This window comes from Cupriavidus sp. KK10 (assembly GCF_018223725.1).
GTDB lineage: Bacteria > Pseudomonadota > Gammaproteobacteria > Burkholderiales > Burkholderiaceae > Cupriavidus > Cupriavidus necator.
The window spans coordinates 1819942-1842640 of the sequence record NZ_CP073677.1; the positions used below are offsets into that span (position 1 = coordinate 1819942).

Sequence of the window (22699 nt, forward strand, 5' to 3'; positions counted from 1 at the left end):
TAAGACAATGACATCGTCGATGGAACCGGATCATTCGGAAGAAGGACGCGGCCAGGGCGTGGGAGCCCGGGTGGCGCGAAAGGAAGACGCCAGGCACCTGCATGGCAAGGGGCGCTTTGTCGCGGACATTGCCATGCCGGACCTGCAGGAGGTGGCTTTCCTGCGCAGCCCCGTGGCGCATGCCAGGCTGTTGTCCGTGAGCAAGCCCGCGCGCCACGCGCAAGCGGTGATCGTGCGCGAGGACATGGCGGCGGCGCGCGACATCGTCGCGGATTCGGCGTTCCCGTCCTACCAGCCGTCGGCGCAGGCGCCGCTGGCCAGCGGCAAGGTGCGCTTTGTCGGCGAGCCCGTTGCCATGGCCTTTGCCCCGACGCGCGCCGAAGCCGAGGACATCGCCGAGCAGGTGGTGGCCGAGTTCGACGAGCTGCCCGCGCTGACCGACGTCGCGCAGGCCCGCCAGCTCGCCGGCGAGGTGCGCGTGCACGAACACTGGCGCGACAACACCTTCCTGACGCTGAATATCGACAAGAACTTCGAGGCGCGCCAGCGCGAGGCCTCCGTCGTCGTCCACCGCAAGGTCAACCTGGCGCGCCAGTGCATGGTGCCGATGGAAGGCAAGGCGGTGCTGGCCTACTGGGACCACCAGTTCGACCAGCTGGTGGTGTACAGCGCCACCCAGGTGCCGCATATGATCCGGACCATCCTGAGCCATTGCCTGGACCTGGACCAGGCGCGCGTGCGCGTGATCTCGCCGGACGTGGGCGGCGCCTTCGGCTACAAGTGCGTGCTGCAGCAGGAAGAGCTCTGTATCGCCTGGCTGGCGCTGACCTACAAGCGGCCGTTCCGTTTTGTCGAGGACCGGCGCGAGCACCTGACCGCCGGGGCCAACTCGCGTGAGCATCACTACGAGCTTACCGCCTATGCCGACCAACGCGGCCGGCTGCTGGCGCTGGACGCGAAGATCGCCATCGATGGCGGTGCCTATTCGGTCTGGCCATTCACCGTCGGGCTGGAGCCGGGACAGGCGATCGGCAACCTGCCCGGCCCTTATGCCTTTGACGGGTACCGCTGCGAAACTACTTGCGTGGCCACCAACAAGCCAGGTTTCGTGCCGTATCGCGGCGTGGCCCGGACCGGCGTCTGCTTCGCCATGGAACTGATGATGGACGCGATCGCGCGCGAGGTGGGGCGCGAGCCGTGGGAAGTGCGCTGCGAAAACCTGGTGCCGCCGCAGGCCATGCCTTACGTCAACGTGACCAACAAGCACTTCGACGGCGGCGACTACCCGGCCAGCGTGCGCCAGGCGATGGAGATGATCGACCTGCCCGCGATCCGCGCGCGGCAGCAGGCGGGTCCGCAGGGCAGCCGCTATGTCGGCGTGGGCTTTGGCACCTACACCGAGCAGTCGGCCCACGGCACTTCCGTGTTCGCGGCCTGGGGCACGCCGGTGATCCCCGGCTTCGACTCGGCCACGGTGCGCATCACGCCGGATGGCGGGCTCGAAGTGCGGGTCGGCGTGCATTCGCACGGGCAGGGCATGGAGACCACGTTCGCGCAGATTGCCCACGAGATCCTGGGCATCGACATCGGACGGATCAAGCTGGTGCACGGCGATACCGGGCTCACGCCGTTCTCGACCGGCACCTATGCCTCGCGCTCGCTGGTGATGTCGGGCGGCGCGGTGTCGCGGGCATGCAAGGCGCTGCTGCCGCGGCTGCAGAAGATTGGCGCGCATATGCTGGGGCAGCCGGTGGAGGCGGTAACGCTCGAAGCCGGCGCGGTTCGTGCAGGCGATGCCACCGTCATCGATATCGGCCGCATTGCCGACGCCTGGTACATCAATCCCCACCTGTTGCCGCACGACGTGGATGCGCAAGGGCTGGAGGTCACCATGGGCTTCAAGCCCGCGGTCGATACCGGCAGCTTCACCTACGCCACGCATGCGGTCGCGGTGGAAGTCGACATCGATTCTGGCCATGTCGAGATCCTGGACTATGTGGTGGTGGAAGACTGCGGCACCATGATCAATCCGATGGTGGTCGAGGGCCAGACCTACGGTGGTGTGGCGCAGGGTATCGGCACAGCGATGTTCGAAGAGATGCGCTATGACGGCAACGGGCAGCCGCTGGCCTCCACGCTGGCGGACTACATGCTGCCCGGGCCGACCGAGATTCCATCGATCCGCATCCATCATTTCGAGACGCCGTCGCCGCACACGGAATTCGGCGCCAAGGGGATGGGCGAGGGCGGCGCCATTGCACCGCCGGCGGCGATCTTCAACGCGGTGAACGACGCCTTGCGCGACTTCAGTGTCGAACTGCAGGAAACGCCGCTGACCCCGAGAAAGATCCTTGAAGCGCTGGATGCGGCAGTGGCCGGCGCACAAAGCAAGAAGGCAGCCTGACCCATGAAAGCCGTCGCTTTTTCCTATCATGCGCCCGGCTCGCTGCCGGAGGCGCTGGCCCGCCTTGGCGCGGGCATAGATGTGGCCAAGACCATGGGCGGAGGCCAGTCGCTCGGCCCGATGCTGAACCTGCGGCTGACCCGTCCCGACACGGTGGTCGATGTGTCGGGGCTGGCCGAACTGCGGCAAGTCGCGCCCACCCCCGATGACATCCGCATCGGCGCCTGCGTGACCCATGCGCAGATCGAGGACGGCGTGTTCGCGCCGCTGCAGGGCACCATGCTGCAGGCCGTGGCGGGCGGCATTGCCTACCGCGCGATCCGCAACCGCGGCACCGTGGGCGGCAGCCTGGCCCATGCGGACCCGGCCGCGGACTGGGTGGTGGTGATGACCGCGCTGGGTGCGCGCATCGAGATTGCATCCGGCATCGGCACGCGCGATGTGCCCATGGAAGCATTCATGATCGGCGCCTACACCACGGTGCTGGCCGACGGCGAGCTGATCGCCGCCGTGCGCGTGCCGCATGCCACCGCGCACAGCCGCTGGGGCTACCAGAAGCTGTGCCGCAAGACCGGCGAGTTCGCCGAAGCCAGCTGCGCCGCGTACTTCGATGCCAGCCGCCGCTTTGCACGCATCGTGCTCGGCGCGCTGGACGGGCCACCGGTGGTGCTGCCTGGACTCACGCGCGCGGTCGCCGCGCAAGGCGCCGCGGCGCTCACGGCCAGTGCCGTGGACGAAGCGGTGGCGCAGGCCGCGCCGGGCAAGGACGCCATCGACCGCAAGCTTTACCGTACCGTCGTGATGCGCTGCGTCACGCAAATGCTGAACTGAGGAGCGCCCGTGCAGACCATCGAATTCAATGTCAACGGCCGCCGGGTTTCTGGCGCGTGCGCGGACCGGACGCACCTGGGCGACTTCCTGCGCGACACGCACAGCCTGACCGGCACCCACCTCGGCTGCGAACACGGCGTGTGCGGCGCCTGCACCGTGCTGCTCGACGACAAGCCGGTGCGGTCGTGCATCACCTTCGCGGCTGCCTGCCAGGGCGCTGACATTGTCACCGTCGAAGGCTACCAGGACGATGCCGTGATGGCCGACCTGCGCGCGGCGTTCAACCAGCATCATGCCCTGCAATGCGGCTTCTGCACGCCGGGTATGCTGGCGACCGCACGCGACATCGTGCTGCGCCTGCCCGATGCGGACGACGCCGCCATCCGTCACGAGTTGTCGGGAAACCTGTGCCGCTGCACCGGCTATATGGGAATCGTCGCCGCCATCCGCTCGGTACTGGACGCACGCCGCGACGCAGCCGGCGTGATTGCGCGGCACGTCGCGGGCGCGGCGCCGGCCGAAGCGCCGTTCACCGGTTTTGCCGTTGCCGACGAAGCGCTCGGCACGCTGCCGCACCTGGCCGCCGGCACCGGCGCCGAGGCGGAACGGTCAGCCGACCGCAAGGGCTGGTCGCGCATCGAAGGCAGCTTCACCGTCCCCTACGCGCTCGACTCGGTTTGGGCCTTCATGGCCGACCTGCCAGCCGTCGCGGGCTGCCTGCCGGGCGCGGTGCTCACTGAAATTGCGGGGGAGAAGGTCAAGGGTCATATCGCCATCAAGTTCGGCCCGATGTCCGCCAGGTTCGACGGCGCCGCGCGCCTGCAGCGCGACGACGCGCTCAAGCGTGGCGTGCTGAAGGGCGCAGGCCAGGATTCGCTCAGCAACTCCAAGGCCGCCGGCGACGTCGCCTACCAGCTGAAGGCGCTCTCCGCGCACGAGACCGAAGTCGCGGTCGACCTGCAGTACTCGCTGCAAGGGCCGCTGGCGCAGTTCTCGCGGTCGGGGCTGGTGCGGGATTTCGTGCGGCGCATGATTGCCGATTTCGGCAAGTCGGTGGCGCGCCGGATGGACCCGACGCTGAGCGATGCCGAACGCAACCAGCCGGTACGCCTCAATCCGGTGGCGATGTTCTTCGGCGTTCTGTGGGAGCGGGTCAAACGATGGTTCGGCGCCCGCTGAACCCGCCCGCCGGGCTGTCGCAACCCTTGCCCGCGTCAGCCCGGATGCACTACAACCAGTAGTGCGGTGGCAGTGGTCTTGCCGCCATTGGAGATCGCATGTGCGACATCGGCCGCATAGCGCGCGGTCTCGCCGTGCCTCAGCTTCTTCTCATCGACGCCCGCGCGCACCGTCATCGATCCGCTCAGCACCGACAGGTGTTCCTGGGTGCCGGCTTCGTGCGGCTCGGAGGCCAGCACGCCGCCGGCCTGGATGGTCAGCTCATACCACTCGAAGCGGCCGGCCAGGTCGATCGGGCCCAGGATGCGCAGGTCGCAGCGGGTATCGGGGCTTTTCAGCGATGGCGTGGCATGTGGCTGGATCACGGTGATGCCGCCGCCCGGCCGCTCTGCCGCGCCGCCGGCCAGGAAATCCGTCAGGCTGACGCCAAGCGCATTGGCCAGGCGCCACAGCACCGCCACGGTGGGGTTGGCCAGGTTGCGTTCGATCTGCGACAGCATCGACTTGGATACGCCGGCACGGCGCGACAGTTCATCGAGCGACAGGCGCTGCTGCTGGCGCAGCGCCTGCAGCGCCATGCCGACGGCGGGCGGCCCGTCGGCCTGCGGCATTTGGGCAAGGGCTTGCGTCATGGGGGAATGTTCGTTATATTGCGCAAAACGTTCGATATAGAGAACGCGTTCGATTTATCGATCGAATCCTAGCATATCCCTCGCACACCAACGGGAGCCAAGCCATGTCGAATGCCGAGGCATTCTATGCATCCATCCGTACCGAACTCGAAAGCATCCGCGCGGCGGGGCTGTTCAAGAATGAGCGCGTGATCGCCACGCCGCAGGGTGCGCGGGTGCGCACCACCGACGGCCGCGAGGTCATCAACCTGTGCGCCAATAACTACCTTGGCTTGTCGTCGCACCCGCAGGTGATCGAGGCCGCGCACGAGGCGCTGCGCACGCATGGCTTCGGGCTGAGCTCGGTGCGCTTTATCTGCGGCACGCAGGACCTGCATAAGACGCTGGAGGCGCGGCTGTCGGCCTTCCTCGGCACTGAGGACACCATCCTCTATGGCTCGGCCTTCGATGCCAATGGCGGTTTGTTCGAAACGCTGCTGGGCGCGGAAGACGCGGTCATCAGCGATGCGCTCAACCATGCCTCGATCATCGACGGCATCCGCCTGTCCAAGGCACGCCGCTACCGCTACCAGCACAACGACATGGACGACCTGCGCGTGCAGCTGGAGCAGGCGCGGGCCGACGGTGCGCGCTACACGCTGGTGTTTTCCGACGGCGTGTTCTCGATGGACGGCACCGTGGCGCGGCTGGACCAGATGCGCACGATCTGCGATGAGTACGACGCGCTGCTGGGCATCGACGAATGCCATGCCACCGGTTTCATGGGCCAGCGCGGGCGCGGCACGCATGAGGCGCGCGGCGTGTTCGGCAAGATCGACATCATCACCGGCACGCTGGGCAAGGCGCTGGGCGGCGCCTCGGGCGGCTTCACCAGCGCGCGCAAGGAAGTGGTGGCGCTGCTGCGCCAGCGCTCGCGGCCCTATCTGTTCTCCAACACGGTGGCGCCGGCCATCGTGGGCGCGTCGATCGCGGTGCTCGATATCCTGGAAGCCAGTACCGAGCTGCGTGACCGGCTGGAGGGCAATACCAGGTTCTTCCGCGCGGGACTGGACCAGCTGGGATTCGACGTCAAGGCGGGCGACCACCCCATCATCCCGATCATGGTCTACGACGCCGACAAGGCGCAGCAACTCGCGCAGCGCCTGCTGGAGCTGGGCGTGTACGTGGTCGGCTTCTTCTACCCGGTGGTGCCCAAGGGGCAGGCGCGCATCCGCGTGCAGATGAGCGCGCTGCATGACGAAGCCGCGCTGCAAGAGGCGCTGGAAGCCTTTGGCCAGGCTGGCCGCGAACTGGGGCTGATCTGATGGAAGATGGCAAACCGAAGATCCTGATCGTCGGCGCCAACGGCCAGATCGGGTCTGAACTGGCACTGGCGCTGGCCGAGCGCTACGGGCGCACCAACGTGATCACCTCCGACGTGGTGCCCACCGGCCGGCACGTGCACCTGACGCACGAGATGCTCAACGCGACCGACCGGGGCGAGCTGGCCGCCGTGGTCGAGCGCCATGGCATCACCCAGGTCTACCTGCTGGCCGCCGCGCTGTCCGCCACCGGCGAAAAGGCGCCGCAGTGGGCCTGGAACCTCAATATGACCAGCCTGCTCAACGTGCTGGAGCTGGCACGGCAGACCGGGCTGGAGCGGGTGTTCTGGCCAAGCTCGATTGCAGCCTTTGGCCCGACCACGCCTGCCGGACAGACACCGCAGAAGACCGTGATGGAGCCCACCACCGTCTACGGCATCTCCAAGCAGGCGGGCGAGGGCTGGTGCCGCTGGTATCACGCCAACCACGGCGTGGATGTACGCAGCGTGCGCTATCCGGGCCTGATCTCTCACAAGACCCCGCCCGGCGGCGGCACCACTGACTATGCGGTCGACATCTTCCATGCGGCGGTGAAGGGCGAGCCCTACACCTGCTTCCTGAAGGAAGACGAGGCCCTGCCGATGATGTACATGCCCGATGCCATCCGCGCCACCATCGAACTGATGGAAGCGCCGGCGGACAAGCTCGGCGAGCGCGGCAGCTACAACATTGCCGGGATGAGCTTCACGCCCGCGCAGACTGCAGCGGCCATCCGCGAGCAGGTGCCGGGCTTCCAGATCCGCTATGAACCCGACTATCGCCAGGCGATTGCGCAGGGCTGGCCGGATTCGATCGACGATTCGGTCGCACGCGCGGACTGGGGCTGGAAGGCCGAGTACGGCTTGAAGGAGATGGTGGCGGACATGCTGGCCAACCTGAAGGCGACGCTGCCCGCCTGAGCCACTATGGCGCGATCGTGCCGTCGATAGCGATGCGGATGCCCTCGGTGCCGACTGCCACCGGTCCGGTGCGCCCTACCAGGTCCCCGGCCTTCGGCAAGGCGCTGCCGCTGGCCGAGATCCGCGCTTCAAGCATGACCTGTTGCTGTCCGGACAGCCGGTGATCGGGCCGCATCGCCATCGCATCCTCCAGCGTGAACGACAGCGGCAAATCGCGCGCCTGCCGGCGCAGTACTGCCAGCGGCATGCGTGAGCCGTCAGCGGGCAACGCGTAGACAAAGAGCGTGTCGCCCGGTTGCGGCGTGCGCCCGGCCTTTTCGCTGAGCGTGACCATGCCGGTGATCTTCGGGGTTTGCGCCGCGGCAGCCGTGCCGCGCGCGGCCGCAAGGTTGGCGGCGATGCGCGCCGCTGTCTGCGAATCCGCGGGCAGCAGCCGGTACAGGTGCTCCCAATATCCGATCGCCGCCTGCTTATCGCCGCGTTCGGCCGCGGCGCTGGCCGCAAGCGCCAGCGCTTTGGGGTCGTCCCGGTCCAGCGCCAGGGCCTGGCGCACTTGCGCCATGGGCGGGCCTTCCAGCGAGCCGCCGTGCAGGCTGGCCAGCACATCGGCGTAGTCGGAGCGCAGCGCGGCCACGTCCGGCGCCAGTTCAACGGCCCGCGCGTAGGCCGCGGCGGCGTCGGCATGGCGTTCCATCACGCTGTATGAGCGCGCCAACATGGCCCAGCCCTGCGCGTCGCCGGGCGACTCGCGCAGGCGCTGCGCGAGCTGGTTCACCATGCCCTCGACCTGCGCGCCGCTCAGCTGGTGCTGGTTGCCGGTGCTTTCGGGCAGGTCGTCGGCGCGCCAGAGCGCGACCGGGTTGCCAAGGTGCAGGTAGAGCAGGATGGCGGCGCTGGGCAGTACTGCGAGCAGCAGCGCGGCGAGCAGCGGCGAGGTGCCGGCCCGTCCCGTGCCGGTGGCGGCGCCGGCGGCGTCATCGAGCAGCCGGCGGCCGAGTTCGTCGCGGGCTTCGGCGTGGCGCGCCGCGGTGAGGGTGCCGCCGCGCAGGTCGGTGTCCAGCTCGCGCAACTGGTCGTGGTACAGGTCAACCAGCAAGGTGCGTTCCGGCGTGCCCGGGTCTGGCACCGCCCGGCGGCGCAGCAGCGGCCACAGCAGGCAGGCCGTGGTGGCGGCGATCAGGGCGGCGGCGAGCAGCCAGAAGGTGGTCATGGCTGGCGGTGCTCCACGGATGTTGTGGCCGATTCGTCCAGCAAGTCCGCAAGCTGGCGCTGCGCGCTGGCGTCCAGCGTCGCATCCGCCTGGCGATTGCGCGAGCGCGCACGCACGATCGCGGCCGCCACGCCGGCCACCAGCAACAGCGGGCCGAACCACAGCAGCCACGTCAGCGGCCGCAACGGCGGCTTGTACAGCACGAAGTCGCCATAGCGCTGCACCAGGTAGTCCTTCACCGCCTCGTCGCTGGCGCCGCCGCGCAACTGCGCGCGGATCTGGCGTCGCAGGTCGACGGCAAGGTCGGCGTTGGAGTCGGCCAGGGTCTGGTTCTGGCAGACCAGGCAGCGCAACTCGTTGGACAGCGCGTGCACGCGGGCATCGAGTTCCGCTTCCGTCAGCGCCGTCGCCTGCAGCGAAACGCAGCAAAGCCACACGGCAAGCATCGTGCGGATCCGGCTACGCATGGCTGCCTCCCTGCCGTTCCAGCTGCTCGATCAGCGGGATCAGCTTGCGCTCCAGCACCTCGCGCGTGACCGGGCCCACCTGGCGGTAGCGCACCACGCCGTGCTGGTCGATGACAAAGGTCTCGGGCACGCCGTAGACGCCGTAGTCGATGCCGACGCGGCCGTCGGCATCGACCAGCGAAGCCGCATAGGGGTTGCCCAGCCGCTGCAGCCAGTCGCGCGCGGCGCCGGTCTCGTCCTTGTAGTTGAGGCCATACAGCGGCACCGGCGAGCGCGCGGCAAAATCCACCAGCAGCGGATGCTCGGTGCGGCAGGCCGCGCACCACGACGCCCACACATTCAGCAGCCAGACCTTGCCGCGCATGTCGGCGCTGGCCAGCGTGCGGCCTTCGGGTTCGAGCAGCGGCAGGCGGAACGCCGGCGCGGCCTTGCCGACCAGCGGCGAGGGCAGTTCGCGCGGGTCGTGGCGCAGCCCGGCGGCCAGCGCGACCGCAAGGGCGAGGAAGGCGGCCAGCGGCAGCAGGAAGCGCGTCATGCGGGCGTCTCCTCATGGGCGGAGGCCAATGCCGGCACTGCGGGCACATCCGGCGCGGCTGGCGCGGTGGCAGGATTGGCGGCACGGCGGCGAAGCCGGTAACGCTTGTCGCAGACGGCCAGCAGCCCGCCCAGCGCCATCAGCACGCAGCCGGCCCAGATCCAGTCGACAAAGGGCTTGACGTGGATGCGCACGGCCCAGGCGCTGCCATCGACGTTCTCGCCCAGCGCCACGTAGAGGTCGCGCGCCACGCCGCTGTCGATCGCGGCCTCGGTGGTGGGCATGTCCTGGCTGCGGTAGATGCGGCGCTCGGGGTGGAGCAGTGCTACTCGCTTGCCATCGCGCGCGGCCACCAGCGTGCCGCGCAGCGCGTCGTAGTTGGGCCCGCCGGCCTGGGTCACGCCGGCAAAGCGGAAGTCATAGCCGCCCACGCTGACGCTCTCGCCGGCACGCATCGGCAGTTCGCGCAGGCTTTCCTGGCCGGCTACCAGCGTCACGCCGGCGATGAAGACGCCCACGCCGGCGTGGGCGAGCAGCATGCCCCAGTAGCTGGGTGTGAACTGGCGCAGCGCGGCCAGGCGGCGCCCCTGTTGTTGGCGCAGCCGCGCCGCCAGGCTGGTCACGGCGCTCAGCACGCACCAGGCCGCCAGCAGCAACCCCAGCCCGCTCAGCGCCGAGGCATTGCGCAGCACCAGCAGCAGCCCCAGCCCGATGGCCGCGCTGGCCACGGCGCCCCAGCGCAGGCGGCGCGCCATGTCGGGCAGGCTGCCGTGGCGCCAGCGCGCCAGCGGCGCGGCGCCCATCAACAGCACCGCGGGGGCCATCAAGGGCACGAAGACCTGCTCGAAGTAGGCCGGGCCGACCGAGATCTTGCCCAGCCCCAGCACATCGACCAGCAGCGGGTAGAGCGTGCCCAGCAGCACCGTGGCGGCGGCCACCGCCAGCAGCACGTTGTTGGCCAGCAGCATCGACTCGCGCGAGACCGCCGCGAACGCCACGCGCCGCGCCAGTCGCGGCGCGCGCCACGCATACAGTGCCAGGGCCAGCCCGGTAACCAGCCCCAGCAGCGCCAGGATGAAGATGCCGCGCTTCGGGTCCACGGCGAAGGCGTGGACGGAGGTCAGCACGCCGGAACGGACCAGGAAGGTGCCCAGCAGGCTCAGCGAGAAGGTGAAGATGGCGAGCAGCACGGTCCAGGCGCGCAAGGCGCCGCGCTTCTCGGTGACCGCCAGCGAATGCATCAGCGCGGTGCCGGCCAGCCACGGCATGAACGAGGCGTTCTCGACCGGGTCCCAGAACCACCAGCCGCCCCAGCCCAGCTCGTAGTAGGCCCAGGCGCTGCCCAGCATGATTCCCAGCGTCAGGAAGGCCCACGCCACCGTGGTGCACGGCCGCGACCAGCGTGCCCAGGCCGCATCGACGCGCCCGGCCAGCAGCGCCGCCACGGCAAAGGCAAAGGTCACCGAGAAGCCCACGTAGCCCATGTAGAGCAGGGGCGGGTGGAACACCATGCCCGGGTCCTGCAGCAACGGGTTGAGGTCGCGGCCTTCCATTGCGGGCGGCAGCAGCCGCACGAAGGGGTTGGAGGCGAACAGCAGGAACGCCAGGAAGCCGGCGCTGATCGCGCCCATCACGGCCAGCACGCGGGCCACGGCGGCCAGCGGCAGCTGCCGGCTGCACGCGGACACCGCCAGCGACCACAGGCCCAGCATCAGCGTCCACAGCAGCATCGAGCCCTCGTGCCCGCCCCAGACCGCGGCGATGCGGTACGCCAGCGGCAGCGCACTGTTGGCGTTGGCGGCGACATAGCGCACGCTGAAGTCGTTGCTGACGAAGGACCAGGTCAGTGCGGCGAAGGACAGCGCCACCAGCAGGCACTGCACGCGCGCGGCGGGGCGCGCCAGCGCCATCCACGCCAGCTGGCCGCGCGCGGCCCCGGCCAGCGGCACCACGGCCTGCACCAGCGCGACCAGCAGCGCCACGATCAGCGCGAAATGGCCGAGTTCCGCGATCACTGGCGTACTCCCTGTGCCGGCGCGGCTTCGGCCATGCGGCGGTTCACCTGCGCGGCCTGCTTGAGCGCGTCGGCGGCTTCAGGCGGCATGTAGTTTTCATCGTGCTTGGCCAGCACCTCGCTGGCGATGAAGGTGCCGTCCGCCTGCAGCTGGCCGCGCGCGACCACGCCCTTGCCTTCGCGGAACAGGTCGGGCAGCAGGCCGCGGTAGCGCACCGGCACCTGGCGCGCCGTGTCGGTGACGACGAAGCGCACCGTCATGCCGTCGCCCTCGCGCCGGATCGAGCCGGGCGCCACCAGCCCGCCCAGCCGGAAGCTGCGTGCCACCGGCGCTTCCTGCGCGGCGACCTGGCTGGGACTGAAGAAGAACACCAGGTTGGAGCGGAAGGCATTGAGCACCAGCGCCGCCGCGATGCCGCAGCAGGCCAGCGCCGCGGCCAGCAGCCCGAAGCGGCGCTGGCGCGGCGTCATTGGCCGGCTTCCTGGCGCGTGGCACGGCAGCGGCGGGCCAGCAGCACCAGCTCCAGCGCCAGCAGCAGCGCGCTCACGCCGAAGGCGCCGGCGATGAAGATGCCGTGATGCCCGTAGGGCAGCAGCGAGGACAGCGTCATGAGGTCTCTCCGGGAACCATGGCAGGGCCGTGCGGCACCTCGCCGCGCTCGCGCAGGATGCAGCGCACGCGCACCAGCGCCACCGCCACCGTGTACATCCAGCACGCCATCGTCATCAGCAGCATGCCAGCCAGCATGGTGGCCGCCATCGACGGCGCCGCGGTCAGGCTGACCGATGCGCCCTGGTGCAGCGTGTTCCACCACTGCACCGAGAAATAGATCACCGGGATATTGACCACCCCCACCAGCGCCAGCACCGCGCAGGCGCGCTCGGCCCGGCGCGGCTCGTCGATGGCCGCTTCCAGCGCGATAAAGCCGAGGTACAGGAACAGCAGGATCAGCTCGGAGGTGAGCCGCGCATCCCAGACCCACCAGGTGCCCCAGGTGGGCTGCCCCCACAGCGCACCGGTCCACAGCGCCAGCGCGGTGAAGAGCGCGCCGGTGGGCGCCAGCGCCGAGGCCATCATCGACGACAGCCGCGTGCGCAGCACCAGTGCCAGCGCGCAGTAGCCGGCCATGACCAGGTAGATGAACATCGACATCCACGCCGCCGGCACGTGGATGAAAATGATGCGGTAGACCTCGCCCTGCTGCGCATCGGTGGGGGCCACGCCAAAGCCGAGCCACAGTCCCGCCAGCGCGAACAGCGCCGCCGCGGCAAAGAACCATGAGGCCATGCGCCCGGCCAGCGGATAGAAGCGCACCGGCGCGGCATAGGCCAGCCAGCCGCCGCGGACCGGGGGCCGCGGCGCGGCAGCGGGGTGGACGGATGGCAGCGGCTGGCTCATGCCGGCGTCTCCATGGCAATGCGCAGCCCGGCGGCGGTGGCCAGCGGGCACAGGAACAGCGACAGCGCCAGGCAGGCGCCCAGCAGCGAGAACTGCGGCATCACGTCAAGCCCGGCATCGGCAGCGGCCGCGGCGCTGGCGCCGAACACCAGCACCGGCACGCACAGCGGGAGCACCAGGATGCACAGCAGCACCGCGCCGCCGCGCACGCCCAGCGTCAGCGCCGCGCCGACCGCGCCGATCAGGCTCAGCGCCGGCGTGCCCACCAGCAGCGACGCCGCCAGCAGCAGCGATGCGCCCAGGGGCAGCCCATACTGCTGTGCCAGCAGCGGTGTCAGCAACAGCAGCGGCAGGCCGCTGGTGAGCCAGTGCGCGGCGATCTTGGCCAGCACCAGCAGCGCCAGCGGATGCGGCGACAGCAGCAGCTGGTCCAGGCTGCCGTCGGCATGCTCCTGCGCGAACAGCCGCGACAGCGACAGCATCGACGCCAGCAGTGCCGTCACCCACAGGATGCCGGGAGCCAGCGCGCGCAGCTGCTGCGGCTCGGGGCCGATTGCCAGCGGGAACAGGCTGGCGGCGATGACAAAGAACACCACGCCGCCGAGCAGGCTGCCGCGCCGCCGCCAGGACAGCGAGACATCGTGCGCGACGATGGCGGCGAGCATGCGCATCATGCCGGCGCCCCCAGTTGCAGCACCGCGCCGCCCGCGGGCAGCAGCTGGTGCGTGGCGATCACGGCCATGCCGCCGGCGGCGAGGTGCGTGCCGAGCTGCGCATCGAAGCGCGCGCAGGCATCGGCATCCAGCGCGGTCACTGGTTCATCCAGCAGCCACAAGGCGCGCTGCGCCAGCGACAGGCGCGCCAGTGCGACGCGCCGCCGCTGCCCTTGCGAGAGCGTGCGCACCGGCGCGTTTGCGAGCCGCTCCAGCCCTTGCGCGGCGAGGGCGCGCGCGACGCCATCGGCACTGTCGTCCGATCCGGCGAGGCGCGCGGCAAAGCGCAGGTTTTCCGCCGGGCTCAGGTCAGGGTCGATGCCATTGGTGTGGCCGACATACGCCAGCGCCAGCTGATAGTCAGGGTCGGCGGCGCGCACCGGGCGGCCGCGCCAGTGCAGCGTGCCGGCATCGGCCATGGCCAGCCCGCACAGCACGCGCAGCAGACTGGTCTTGCCGCTGCCGTTGGGGCCGAGTACCTGCAGCAGGCCGCCGGGGGCGAGGTCGAGGTCGATGCCGCGCAACACCGGGCGTCCGGCGCGCGAGATGGCCAGCCCGCTCGCGCTCAGCACGGGGGCGGCGCAACGTGGGGATTCAGGCGGAAGCTCGGATGGCGGCGCGGGCGAGCGGACTGGCACGCGTCATTTCTCCTCGGCCTTGGAGATGTCGGGAAGATGGTGCGCGATGCCCTTGTGGCAGTCGATGCAGGTCTTCTCCTTGTTGGCCAGGTGGGTGGAATGCATGGCCTGCGCGCGCGGGCTCTGCCGCGTGAAGTCCATCGACTGGTAGTCGTGGCAGTTGCGGCATTCCAGTGAATCATTGGCCTTGAAGCGCGCCCACTCGTGCTGCGCCAGCGTGAGCCGGTGTGCCTGGAACTTTTCGCGGGTGTCGACGGTACCGAAGATCTTGGCCCAGACCTCCTTGGACGCCTGCATCTTGCGCGCCATCTTGGTGGTCCAGTTGTGCGGCACGTGGCAGTCCGAGCATTTGGCGCGCACGCCGCTGCGGTTGGTGAAGTGGATGGTGCCCTGCAGCTCCTGGTAGACGTTGTCGCGCATCTCGTGGCAGCCGGTGCAGAACTGCTCGGTATTGGTCAGCTCCAGCGCGGTGTTGAACGCGCCCCAGAACACCACGCCGGCGACAAAGCCGCCGAGCGTCAGGAAGCCCAGGCTGAAATACGCGCTGGGCCGGTTGATGGTTCGCCAGTAACGCTTGATCAGGTCGAGCATGGCGCGCATCCGCTAGTTGGATGAGCCCTTGACGCCGGGCTTGCGCTTGAGCATCTGCTCGACGTCAACGAAGGTGTTGCCCACCAGCGGCTTGGCGTCGGCCTGCGGCACATGGCATTGCGTGCAGAAGTAACGGCGCGGCGAGACGTCGGCCAGCACGTTGTTGTCGCGGTCCATGTAGTGCGTGATGCTGACTGGGATCGCCTGGGTTTCCTCGGTGCGCGTGCGGGCGTGGCAGAACATGCAGCGGTTGAAGTCCTTGTCGACCTGGTAGCCGTCGATCTTGTGCGGGATCGTCGGCGGCTGCATGGTGTAGTTGCGGGTGCGGCGGATGTCCTTGTTCTCGGTCGGGTACATGATGGGTGCCTTGGTCTCGCTGGCGATGGGTGTGGGCCCGCGCATCGCGTCGACCAGGCCCTGGGCGTGCGCCGGCATTGCCAGCACGGCCAGCAGCAGCGCACACAGGGCCAGCAGGGGCTTCCAGGATCGGCTTGGTTTCATGGCGTCTCCCTGTTCGATTCCGGGCTAGACCTTGACGATCTTGACCGCGCACTTCTTGAAGTCCGTCTGCAGCGAGATTGGGCAGGTGGCGTCCAGCGTCACCTTGTTGATCAGCTGGCTGGCATCGAACCACGGCACGAACACCAGCCCGCGCGGCGGCGCGTCACGCCCGCGGGTCTCCACGCGCGAGCGCATGCGCCCGCGCCGCGACACCACTTCCACCTCAACGCCGCGGCGCAGCCCCATTGCCTTGGCGTCTTCCGGATGCATGAACACCACCGCGTTGGGGAAGGCGCGGTACAGCTCCGGCACGCGCCGCGTCATCGAGCCGGAATGCCAGTGCTCCAGCACACGGCCGGTGGCCAGCCAGAACGGATATTCCTTGTCGGGCGATTCGGCTGCCGGCTCGTAGGGCAGGGCGAAGATCACCGCCTTGCCGTCGGGGTTGCCGTAGAACTGGTAGCCGGTGCCGGCCTTGACGTAAGGGTCGCTGCCCTCGCGGTAGCGCCAGCGGGTCTCCTTGCCGTTGACCACCGGCCAGCGCAGCCCGCGCGCCTCATGGTAGGCGTCGAACGGGGCCAGGTCGTGGCCGTGGCCGCGGCCGAAGCTGGCGTACTCTTCAAACAGGCCTTTCTGCACATAGAAGCCGAAGGCCTTGGCCTCGGCGTTGTGGTACTCGGCGTTGACTTCCTTGAGCGGGAACTTGTCGACCTGGCCATTGCGGTAGAGCACGTCGAACAGGGTCTTGCCGCGGTACTCCGGCTTCTTCGCGATCAGCTCGGCGGGCCAGACGTCCTCGACCTTGAAGCGCTTGGAGAATTCCATCAGCTGCCACAGGTCAGAGCGCGCGTCGCCCGGCGCATCGACCAGCTGGTGCCAGAACTGCGTGCGGCGCTCGGCATTGCCATAGGCGCCTTCCTTTTCCACCCACATCGCGCTGGGCAGGATCAGGTCGGCGGCCAGCGCGGTCACGGTGGGATAGGCATCGGACACCACCACGAAGTTCTGCGGGTTGCGGTAGCCCGGCAGGCCTTCTTCCATCAGGTTGGCGGCGGCCTGCATATTGTTGTTGACCTGCACCCAGTAGGCATTGAGCTTGCCGTCCTTGAGCATGCGGTTCTGCAGCACGGCGTGGTAGCCCGGCTTTTCGGGGATGGTGCCAGCCGGCAGCTTCCAGATGCGCTCGGCCTCTTCGCGGTGCTTGGGGTTGGTTACCACCATGTCGGCCGGCAGCCGGTGCGAGAAGGTGCCAACCTCGCGCGCAGTGCCGCACGCCGACGGCTGCCCCGTCAGCGAGAACGGGCTGTTGCCCGGCGTGGCGATCTTGCCGGTCAGCAGGTGCAGGTTGTAGACCATGTTGTTGGCCCAGCTGCCGCGCGTATGCTGGTTGAAGCCCATGGTCCACAGCGACATCACCTTGACGTTGGGGTCGGCATACAGTTCTGCCAGCTGGTCCAGCTTGGCCTTGGGCACGCCCGACAGCTTGCTGACGTAGTCGGCGTCGTACTTGGCCACGAAGCGTGCGAAGTCATCGAAGGTGATCGGGCGCGAGGCACCGGGATCGGCAGCGTTCTTGGCCGCCTTCTGCAGCGGATGTTCCGGGCGCAGGCCATAGCCGATGTCGGTCACGCCTTCCTTGAAGACCGTATGCTTGTTGACGAAGTCCTTGTTGACCTTGTTGTTCTTGATGATGTAGTGGGCGATGTAGTTCATCATCGCCAGGTCCGTCTGCGGCTTGAAGATGACCGGGATGTCGGCCAGGTCGAAGGAACGGTGCGTGAAGGTGGACAGCACCGCCACGCGCGTCTTGGGGTAGCTCAGGCGCCGGTCGGTGATGCGGGTCCACAGGATCGGGTGCATCTCGGCCATGTTCGAGCCCCACAGCACGAAGGCATCGGCGGCCTCGAAATCGTCGTAGCAGCCCATCGGCTCGTCCATGCCGAAGGTACGCATGAAGCCCTGCACTGCCGATGCCATGCAGTGGCGCGCGTTTGGGTCGATATTGTTGGAGCGGAAGCCCGCCTTGTAGAGCTTGGACGCGGCATAGCCTTCCCACACCGTCCACTGGCCGGAACCGAACATCCCCACCGCGGTCGGCCCTTTTTCCTTCAGCACGCGCTTGAACTGGCGTTCCATCTCGTCGAAGGCGCGCTCCCACGTGACCGGGGCGAATTCGCCGTTCTTGTCGTACTTGCCGTTCTTCATGCGCAAGAGCGGCTTGGTCAGCCGGTCCTGCCCGTACATGATCTTCGACAGGAAATAGCCCTTGACGCAGTTCAGACCCTTGTTGACCTCGGCCAGCGGATCGCCCTGCGTGGCCACTACCTTGTTGTCCTTGACCGCCACGGTCACGCCGCAGCCGGTGCCGCAGAAGCGGCAGGGCGCCTTGGACCACTTCAGCTTGGTCATGTCGCTGTCAGTGACAAAGTTGGCGGCCCCGGCCGGCAGCGTCACGCCGGCGACCGATGCGGTCGCGGCGACAGCGGTCTGCTTGATGAAATCACGACGAGAGATGGTCATGTGCCTGCCTCCTCGTTCATTGCCGGGTCCATCGCTTCGTGCATTGCCTCGGCGTCTTCGTTGTGCTGGTAGACGAGCGCGGCCGACAGCACGCCCTCGAGCTGGTGCAGGTACGTCAGGTGCGCGGCAATGGCGCGCGAGGTGGGCGCTTCGATGGTGACCACGAGCTTGCCGGCATCGCTGGCAGCGTGGACTTCGGCGCCGGTAATGGCTTCGATCGCGGCGCGCACCTGCGCCAGGCTGTCGGGAATGGCATGCACGACGATGCCGGCGATATGCCACTCTTCGCTCGCGGGCAGCGGCTGGATGGGGATGGCACGTCTTGCTGCGGGCATGCGCAAGCTCCGGTTCGATGCCGTTTCAGTCTGTGCTGCAGCTTGTTTTTATTTGTCAAATGCCGCCCCGGTCGCGGCAGTATTGCGCACCGGGCTTGCCGGGCCGCTCAATGCGACGGCGGACCGCTGATCAGTTGGGTCATCCAGACAATGAACCCATAGCCCGCCACGATGATGACGGAGAGTACCGGCACCATCACGGCGGTCAGGAAAAGGAAGCTGCGCAGTTCTTCTTGCTTGCGCTGCGGATCGTGGGCTTCACCGGTTTCCATCATGGCTTGAAGTAATCGGCAAAAGTGATCGGGCAAGACACCTGATGCGTTACACCATTAAAGGAAGCAGGAGCCAAGGTGTCAAGACTGCACTCGCTTATCCGTGCCTACGGCTCACGGGATCAGGCCGCGCGCGCGGCCCAGTGCCACCGCTTCTGTGCGGCTTTGCGTCGCACAGCGGTGCGCTCAGCTGGCCCAGCACGCTGGTTTCCAGCAGGAAGGCGCGGCACGCGTCGGACTGCCGCGCCAGGATGTCCCAGTTCCAGGTGGGTGCCGGAAAACGCGGTGACAAAGGCGGCGTGGTCGCTGCGCTGCTGCAGCGACAGCGCGGCGAGGTAGATCGCGGTGGCCCAGCCTTCGGTGCGGCGGTGCAGCGCGACAATGTCGCTGTCGCGCAGCGGCAGGCCGCAGCTTCCGCGCAGCAGTTGCGTAGCCTCGTCGACGGAAAAATGCAGGGCGGCGGGCGGGATCTCCAGCAACTGTCCGCGCGCACGCAGCCGGCCCGGGCCGATTTCCGGCGCGGTGCGGGAGCCGATGGGCGGCATCACCTCGATCAGCTGCTGCACCAGGTCCAGCGCCGGCGGGCTCTGCAAGGTCTCGAAATCATCCAGCACGATCGCGAACGGCTGCGCCGCGGCGCCCACTTGCCCCAGGATGCGGTGCGCCAGGCGCGGTCCGCTGGCCGGCTCCTGCACTGCCGCCCCGCGCCGCTTGCCGCCGCGCAGCGCGGCCAGGCCGGCGTCCAGGTGGACCAGCAGCCGTTCCAGGTCATTGTCGCCCGCATCCAGGCGCAGCCATACCGTGGCGTGCTGCTGCGCTGCGCAGGACTCCGCGTATTGCTGCATCAGCGTGGTCTTGCCAAAGCCGGCCGCGGCCCGCACCAGGATCACGCGGGCCGCGCGGTCCTGCGCCATGCGCGCGACCAGGTGCGGCCGGCCGATCGTGGCGGGGTGCGCCACGGGGGGGCGCGAGCTTGGAAGCGAGCACCGTCGGCAGCGGGCCGCCGCTCACGGCGTGGTTGGCAAAGGGATGCAATGCACTCTCCTTGGGGGCGATGCCCGTCACCGCCACCCTTGCCCGCCTGCGGCGGACAGGATCATAAGTGCTGTATCGGCAATATTTCTGCGGAAGGGCGTCAGGTCGGGGCGATCTTCTTAAGGGTTATGACACTTTTGTGACAATTGACCTTGGGGGCGGCCGCTGTCCTATCGCAGGATCAGCCGCGAGCGGGCAAAGCCTGCGTGAGTGCGCAGCGCCTGCATCAACTGGTCTGACGGCACGCGGTCGAGGTCGGTGACCACATAGCCGGTGTGGCCGCGCGTCTGCAGGTGCTGGCCGGTGATATTCACGCTCTCCTGCGCCAGCAGCGTGTTCAGTGCCGCCAGGGCGCCCGGCGCATTGCCGTGCACGTTGAGCAGCCGCGCCGGCGCGTGCAGCGGGCCGGGATCGACCTCGGGGAAATTGACGGCGCCGATGGTGCCGCCGGTGGCCAGGAAGTGCGCCAGCTTGGCCGCCACTTCGGTGCCGATATTCTCCTGCGCCTCTTCGGTGCTGCCGCCCACGTGCGGGGTCAGCAGTACGTTGGGCAGGTTCTGCAGTTCGCTGACGAAGGGGTCGTTGTTGGTCTTCGGCTCCTCCGGGAACACGTCGATGGCCGCACCGCCCAGGCGCTTCTCGCGCAGCGCCGCGGCCAGCGCGGCGATGTCCACCACGCTGCCGCGCGAGGCATTGATCAGGATCGCGCCCGGCTTGCAGGCGGCCAGGATGCGCGCATCGATCATATTGCGCGTGCGCGGCGTGGCTGGCACATGCAGGGTCACCACTTCGGCCTGCGACACCGCTTCTTCCAGCGATCCCGCAGCGCGCGCAGAGCCGTGCGAGAGCCGCGCCAGCACGTCGTAGTACACCACGCGCATGCCCATCGATTCGGCCAGCACGCCCACCTGCGAGCCGATATTGCCGTAGCCGACGATGGCAATGGTCTTGCCGCGCGCCTCGAACGCGCCGGCGGCGCCCTTGGCCCACTTGCCGGCGTGTGCCAGGGTGTTCTTCTCCGGGATCCGGCGCAGCAGCATCACCGCTTCGGACACCACCAGTTCGGCCACCGAGCGGGTGTTGGAGAAGGGCGCGTTGAACACCGGGATGCCGGCGGCGGTGGCGGCTTCCAGGTCCACCTGCGAGGTGCCGATGCAAAAGCAGCCAACCGAGAGCAGCCCGGGCGCGCTGCGGATGTCGTCGGCGCGCAGGTGGGTGGCAGAGCGGATGCCGACCACGTCGTGGCTGGCCAGCACCTGGCGCAGTTCGGCACCGGCCAGGGCGCCGGTGCGGCGCTCGACCTGTAGGCCGGCTTCAGTCAGCCGGGCGTTGGCGCTCTGGTGGATGTTCTCGAGCAGGATCGCAGTGGTCACGTTCGTTTTCCGCATGGAGGGTTGGCGGCGGTTGCCGCATCGCCACCATTCTGCGCGCAAAAAGGCCCGTGGGCCGGGGAGCCCCTGCTGCCGGCAATGGCACCGGCTGCCTCGCCGGCCTCGCTTCAGCGCGAGTGGCGCGAGTCGCCGCCGAGCGGGTCGACGATGATCATGGTCTGGCGCAGCACGCCGGCGTCATCGAAGTAGCAACTGAAATGCGCGGTCTGCAAGCCAGTCTTGTACATGCGCCAGGACCAGGCTTCACGCTTCATCAGGGGGTAGTACTGGATGGGCTCGCGCGGCAGGCCAAAGCGCTCCTGCACATCCTTCTTGGTCCAGGTCCCGACCTGGGCGCGGTAGATCTCCGTCTCGGTCAGCATCTGGCGATAGTCGGTGAGCTTGCCGCCGGCGTCGAAATCAGCGGCATAGACCTCATGGCCGAGGGGCTGGCGCGACCAGATCCAGCGGGTGGTGCCGTCGGCGAGGCGGTAGGTCTCGGTGGGGGATCCGAATGTACTGCGTACGGCACTTTCAGGGCTGCCGATCATTTGCTTGCCGGTCTGTTCCGGCTGCAAGGTCGCACAGGCCCCAAGCGAGCCGAGCACGACAGCGGCAACGCACAGTTTGCCGATATACCAGAATGGCGTGCGGGATTGCATGGCGCTCTCCTGCGGGCGAGATGCCCGCATCTCGCCATTCTCCGTCCGTCAGGCCGGCCCGTGCAACACCGGCTGGCGCCAGGCGGCGCCAGCCTGGACCGGCCGCTCGGTGCGGGGCCGGCGCTGGCTCAGCAGCGGCCTTTCTTGGCCTGGCCCGGCGGGCAGAAGGACTCGTTGCCGTACGTGTCGACACGGCAGTTGCCCTTCTTTGCCTGCCCCGGCGGGCAGCCCTGGTGGCCGCTGCCGTAGTCGTCGTAGGGGGCTACCACGCAGCCGCCTAGCAGTGCGCTGCAGGCGACCAGAAGGGCCAGAGCGGATTTCATCGCATTCTCCTTGTTGTGGGGGATTCCGTTTGCGACAGGAGAATAGATGGTGGCAGCGCCTTTGTCTGTAAGGAATAGTGAACGTTGTCCGCTCGGCGTGAATGCCGGCTACTTGCCCGCGGCGTCGGCGGGGCGCTTCCCGGCTGGCCTGGGCCGGCGCACCGCGCGGATCTTGCCGCTGTTGCCGCCGCCGCAGAAGAACTGGTCGCCGCCGTCGGACTCCAGCCCCGACACGCCCGCGCCGGCCGGCATGGTGACCGATTCCAGCACCGCGCCCGATTGCGGGTCGATGTGCCGCAGCTCGCTCTGGTCGCCTTCCCAGGTGCCGTGCCAGAGCTCGGCATCGACCCAGGTGACGCCGGTGACAAAGCGGTCGGACGTGATGGTGCGCAGGATCGCCCCCGTCTGCGGATCGACCTGGTGGATCTTCCGCTCCCGGTACTGGCCCACCCACAACGTGCCTTCGGCCCAGGCAAGCCCCGAGTCGCCGCCGCCGCCCGGAGCAGGGATCGTGGCCAGCACGCGGCCGCTTTGCGGATCGATCTTCTGGATGCGGTCTTCGGCAATCTGGTACAGGTGCTGGCCGTCGAAAGCCGTTCCGGCATGGGCGGCGACATCGAGCGAGCGCAAGGTCCTGCCGGTGAGCGGGTCCAGGGCATTGAGCTTGTCTCCGCTGGCAAACCAGACCCGCTGGCCGTCATAGCTGACACCATGGACGTTCTCGACCCCGGGGAAGGGACCATACTCGCGAAGCACTTCGGCTTGTGATCGTTTCATGCTGTCATCCTGGTGGCTTGGGGATGGCTAC

General features: G+C 68.4%; 25 protein-coding genes. 5 read left to right on the top strand and 20 right to left on the bottom strand.

What is annotated here, in order from left to right:
- Window positions 1-7 precede the first annotated feature (7 nt).
- From KB879_RS08795 to KB879_RS08805, 3 genes are read left to right on the top strand one after another with little or no spacing between them, the layout of a single operon-like run.
- Complete coding sequence (locus KB879_RS08795) at window positions 8-2404, top strand: xanthine dehydrogenase family protein molybdopterin-binding subunit (protein WP_371827395.1); 2397 nt, start codon at window positions 8-10, stop codon at window positions 2402-2404.
- Window positions 2405-2407: 3 nt separating this feature from the next.
- Entirely contained in the window at window positions 2408-3235 is an 828-nt protein-coding gene (locus KB879_RS08800) for a xanthine dehydrogenase family protein subunit M (protein WP_211981021.1), read from the top strand.
- Between the two features lie 9 nt (window positions 3236-3244).
- Window positions 3245-4414 (top strand): 2Fe-2S iron-sulfur cluster-binding protein, encoded by a 1170-nt coding sequence (locus KB879_RS08805; protein ID WP_211981022.1) that lies wholly within the window; start codon window positions 3245-3247, stop codon window positions 4412-4414.
- 35 nt (window positions 4415-4449) lie between these two features.
- Here the strand turns inward: KB879_RS08805 and KB879_RS08810 are convergent, their stop codons facing one another.
- A complete protein-coding gene (locus tag KB879_RS08810; RefSeq protein WP_013952449.1) occupies window positions 4450-5046 on the bottom strand; it encodes a helix-turn-helix domain-containing protein in 597 nt (198 codons plus the stop codon).
- A 104-nt stretch (window positions 5047-5150) separates the two neighbouring features.
- On the opposite strand from KB879_RS08810, the gene kbl reads away from it, so the two are divergent.
- Together kbl and KB879_RS08820 are read left to right on the top strand one after the other, a co-directional pair.
- Window positions 5151-6350 carry a glycine C-acetyltransferase gene (gene kbl, locus KB879_RS08815; RefSeq protein ID WP_013952450.1) on the top strand — a complete coding sequence of 400 codons (1200 nt, stop codon included), beginning with the start codon at window positions 5151-5153 and terminating at the stop codon, window positions 6348-6350.
- Entirely contained in the window at window positions 6350-7306 is a 957-nt protein-coding gene (locus KB879_RS08820) for an L-threonine 3-dehydrogenase (RefSeq protein WP_211981023.1), read from the top strand. The genes kbl and KB879_RS08820 overlap by 1 nt, the downstream gene beginning before the upstream one ends.
- Before the next feature lie 4 nt (window positions 7307-7310).
- On the opposite strand, the gene ccmI is transcribed toward KB879_RS08820, so the two are convergent.
- The 19 genes from ccmI to KB879_RS08915 form a co-directional block, all read right to left on the bottom strand.
- Window positions 7311-8516, bottom strand: a complete 1206-nt coding sequence (gene ccmI, locus KB879_RS08825) for a c-type cytochrome biogenesis protein CcmI (protein ID WP_211981024.1) — start codon at window positions 8514-8516, stop codon at window positions 7311-7313.
- Complete coding sequence (locus KB879_RS08830; protein WP_013952453.1) at window positions 8513-8983, bottom strand: cytochrome c-type biogenesis protein; 471 nt, start codon at window positions 8981-8983, stop codon at window positions 8513-8515. The genes ccmI and KB879_RS08830 overlap by 4 nt, the downstream gene beginning before the upstream one ends.
- Window positions 8976-9518, bottom strand: a complete 543-nt coding sequence (locus KB879_RS08835; RefSeq protein ID WP_013952454.1) for a DsbE family thiol:disulfide interchange protein — start codon at window positions 9516-9518, stop codon at window positions 8976-8978. Before KB879_RS08835 ends, KB879_RS08830 begins: the two co-directional genes overlap by 8 nt.
- Window positions 9515-11533 carry a heme lyase CcmF/NrfE family subunit gene (locus tag KB879_RS08840; RefSeq protein WP_211981025.1) on the bottom strand — a complete coding sequence of 673 codons (2019 nt, stop codon included), beginning with the start codon at window positions 11531-11533 and terminating at the stop codon, window positions 9515-9517. Before KB879_RS08840 ends, KB879_RS08835 begins: the two co-directional genes overlap by 4 nt.
- Entirely contained in the window at window positions 11530-12003 is a 474-nt protein-coding gene (gene ccmE, locus KB879_RS08845; RefSeq protein ID WP_013952456.1) for a cytochrome c maturation protein CcmE, read from the bottom strand. Before ccmE ends, KB879_RS08840 begins: the two co-directional genes overlap by 4 nt.
- Window positions 12000-12143, bottom strand: coding sequence for a heme exporter protein CcmD (gene ccmD / locus KB879_RS08850; protein ID WP_013952457.1), 144 nt, complete (start codon window positions 12141-12143; stop codon window positions 12000-12002). The genes ccmE and ccmD overlap by 4 nt, the downstream gene beginning before the upstream one ends.
- Window positions 12140-12931, bottom strand: a complete 792-nt coding sequence (locus KB879_RS08855; RefSeq protein ID WP_013952458.1) for a heme ABC transporter permease — start codon at window positions 12929-12931, stop codon at window positions 12140-12142. Before KB879_RS08855 ends, ccmD begins: the two co-directional genes overlap by 4 nt.
- The gene (gene ccmB, locus KB879_RS08860) at window positions 12928-13605 is read right to left on the bottom strand and encodes a heme exporter protein CcmB (RefSeq protein ID WP_013952459.1); all 678 of its coding nucleotides are present in this window, start codon (window positions 13603-13605) and stop codon (window positions 12928-12930) included. Before ccmB ends, KB879_RS08855 begins: the two co-directional genes overlap by 4 nt.
- Window positions 13602-14282, bottom strand: coding sequence for a cytochrome c biogenesis heme-transporting ATPase CcmA (gene ccmA / locus KB879_RS08865; protein ID WP_013952460.1), 681 nt, complete (start codon window positions 14280-14282; stop codon window positions 13602-13604). Before ccmA ends, ccmB begins: the two co-directional genes overlap by 4 nt.
- A gap of 3 nt (window positions 14283-14285) precedes the next feature.
- A complete protein-coding gene (locus KB879_RS08870) occupies window positions 14286-14873 on the bottom strand; it encodes a NapC/NirT family cytochrome c (protein WP_041228817.1) in 588 nt (195 codons plus the stop codon).
- 12 nt (window positions 14874-14885) lie between these two features.
- A complete protein-coding gene (locus tag KB879_RS08875; RefSeq protein WP_013952462.1) occupies window positions 14886-15374 on the bottom strand; it encodes a nitrate reductase cytochrome c-type subunit in 489 nt (162 codons plus the stop codon).
- A 24-nt stretch (window positions 15375-15398) separates the two neighbouring features.
- Entirely contained in the window at window positions 15399-17894 is a 2496-nt protein-coding gene (napA, locus tag KB879_RS08880; protein ID WP_013952463.1) for a periplasmic nitrate reductase subunit alpha, read from the bottom strand.
- Window positions 17891-18229 (bottom strand): chaperone NapD, encoded by a 339-nt coding sequence (locus tag KB879_RS08885; protein WP_013952464.1) that lies wholly within the window; start codon window positions 18227-18229, stop codon window positions 17891-17893. The genes napA and KB879_RS08885 overlap by 4 nt, the downstream gene beginning before the upstream one ends.
- A 107-nt stretch (window positions 18230-18336) precedes the next feature.
- Complete coding sequence (gene napE / locus KB879_RS08890) at window positions 18337-18504, bottom strand: periplasmic nitrate reductase, NapE protein (protein ID WP_013952465.1); 168 nt, start codon at window positions 18502-18504, stop codon at window positions 18337-18339.
- 119 nt (window positions 18505-18623) lie between these two features.
- Window positions 18624-19460 carry a hypothetical protein gene (locus tag KB879_RS08895; protein WP_211981026.1) on the bottom strand — a complete coding sequence of 279 codons (837 nt, stop codon included), beginning with the start codon at window positions 19458-19460 and terminating at the stop codon, window positions 18624-18626.
- 246 nt (window positions 19461-19706) lie between these two features.
- A complete protein-coding gene (serA, locus tag KB879_RS08900) occupies window positions 19707-20924 on the bottom strand; it encodes a phosphoglycerate dehydrogenase (protein ID WP_013952468.1) in 1218 nt (405 codons plus the stop codon).
- A 110-nt stretch (window positions 20925-21034) separates the two neighbouring features.
- Window positions 21035-21568 (bottom strand): hypothetical protein, encoded by a 534-nt coding sequence (locus tag KB879_RS08905; protein ID WP_211981027.1) that lies wholly within the window; start codon window positions 21566-21568, stop codon window positions 21035-21037.
- 128 nt (window positions 21569-21696) lie between these two features.
- Window positions 21697-21891, bottom strand: a complete 195-nt coding sequence (locus tag KB879_RS08910; protein ID WP_013952470.1) for a hypothetical protein — start codon at window positions 21889-21891, stop codon at window positions 21697-21699.
- 108 nt (window positions 21892-21999) lie between these two features.
- Window positions 22000-22668: a hypothetical protein gene (locus KB879_RS08915; protein ID WP_013952471.1), complete on the bottom strand. Its 669-nt coding sequence runs from the start codon at window positions 22666-22668 to the stop codon at window positions 22000-22002.
- Between the last annotated feature and the right edge of the window lie 31 nt (window positions 22669-22699).

Bases quoted from the DNA above. Each gene is read 5' to 3' on its own strand.
- KB879_RS08795 (WP_371827395.1), top strand. From the start codon at position 8: ATGACATCGTCGATGGAACCGGATCATTCGGAAGAAGGACGCGGCCAG.
- KB879_RS08800 (WP_211981021.1), top strand. From the start codon at position 2,408: ATGAAAGCCGTCGCTTTTTCCTATCATGCGCCCGGCTCGCTGCCGGAG.
- KB879_RS08810 (WP_013952449.1), bottom strand. From the start codon at position 5,046: ATGACGCAAGCCCTTGCCCAAATGCCGCAGGCCGACGGGCCGCCCGCC.
- kbl (WP_013952450.1), top strand. From the start codon at position 5,151: ATGTCGAATGCCGAGGCATTCTATGCATCCATCCGTACCGAACTCGAA.
- KB879_RS08820 (WP_211981023.1), top strand. From the start codon at position 6,350: ATGGAAGATGGCAAACCGAAGATCCTGATCGTCGGCGCCAACGGCCAG.
- ccmI (WP_211981024.1), bottom strand. From the start codon at position 8,516: ATGACCACCTTCTGGCTGCTCGCCGCCGCCCTGATCGCCGCCACCACG.
- KB879_RS08830 (WP_013952453.1), bottom strand. From the start codon at position 8,983: ATGCGTAGCCGGATCCGCACGATGCTTGCCGTGTGGCTTTGCTGCGTT.
- KB879_RS08835 (WP_013952454.1), bottom strand. From the start codon at position 9,518: ATGACGCGCTTCCTGCTGCCGCTGGCCGCCTTCCTCGCCCTTGCGGTC.
- ccmE (WP_013952456.1), bottom strand. From the start codon at position 12,003: ATGACGCCGCGCCAGCGCCGCTTCGGGCTGCTGGCCGCGGCGCTGGCC.
- ccmD (WP_013952457.1), bottom strand. From the start codon at position 12,143: ATGACGCTGTCCTCGCTGCTGCCCTACGGGCATCACGGCATCTTCATC.
- KB879_RS08855 (WP_013952458.1), bottom strand. From the start codon at position 12,931: ATGAGCCAGCCGCTGCCATCCGTCCACCCCGCTGCCGCGCCGCGGCCC.
- ccmB (WP_013952459.1), bottom strand. From the start codon at position 13,605: ATGATGCGCATGCTCGCCGCCATCGTCGCGCACGATGTCTCGCTGTCC.
- KB879_RS08870 (WP_041228817.1), bottom strand. From the start codon at position 14,873: ATGCTCGACCTGATCAAGCGTTACTGGCGAACCATCAACCGGCCCAGC.
- KB879_RS08875 (WP_013952462.1), bottom strand. From the start codon at position 15,374: ATGAAACCAAGCCGATCCTGGAAGCCCCTGCTGGCCCTGTGTGCGCTG.
- napA (WP_013952463.1), bottom strand. From the start codon at position 17,894: ATGACCATCTCTCGTCGTGATTTCATCAAGCAGACCGCTGTCGCCGCG.
- KB879_RS08885 (WP_013952464.1), bottom strand. From the start codon at position 18,229: ATGCCCGCAGCAAGACGTGCCATCCCCATCCAGCCGCTGCCCGCGAGC.
- napE (WP_013952465.1), bottom strand. From the start codon at position 18,504: ATGATGGAAACCGGTGAAGCCCACGATCCGCAGCGCAAGCAAGAAGAA.
- serA (WP_013952468.1), bottom strand. From the start codon at position 20,924: ATGCGGAAAACGAACGTGACCACTGCGATCCTGCTCGAGAACATCCAC.
- KB879_RS08905 (WP_211981027.1), bottom strand. From the start codon at position 21,568: ATGCAATCCCGCACGCCATTCTGGTATATCGGCAAACTGTGCGTTGCC.
- KB879_RS08910 (WP_013952470.1), bottom strand. From the start codon at position 21,891: ATGAAATCCGCTCTGGCCCTTCTGGTCGCCTGCAGCGCACTGCTAGGC.
- KB879_RS08915 (WP_013952471.1), bottom strand. From the start codon at position 22,668: ATGAAACGATCACAAGCCGAAGTGCTTCGCGAGTATGGTCCCTTCCCC.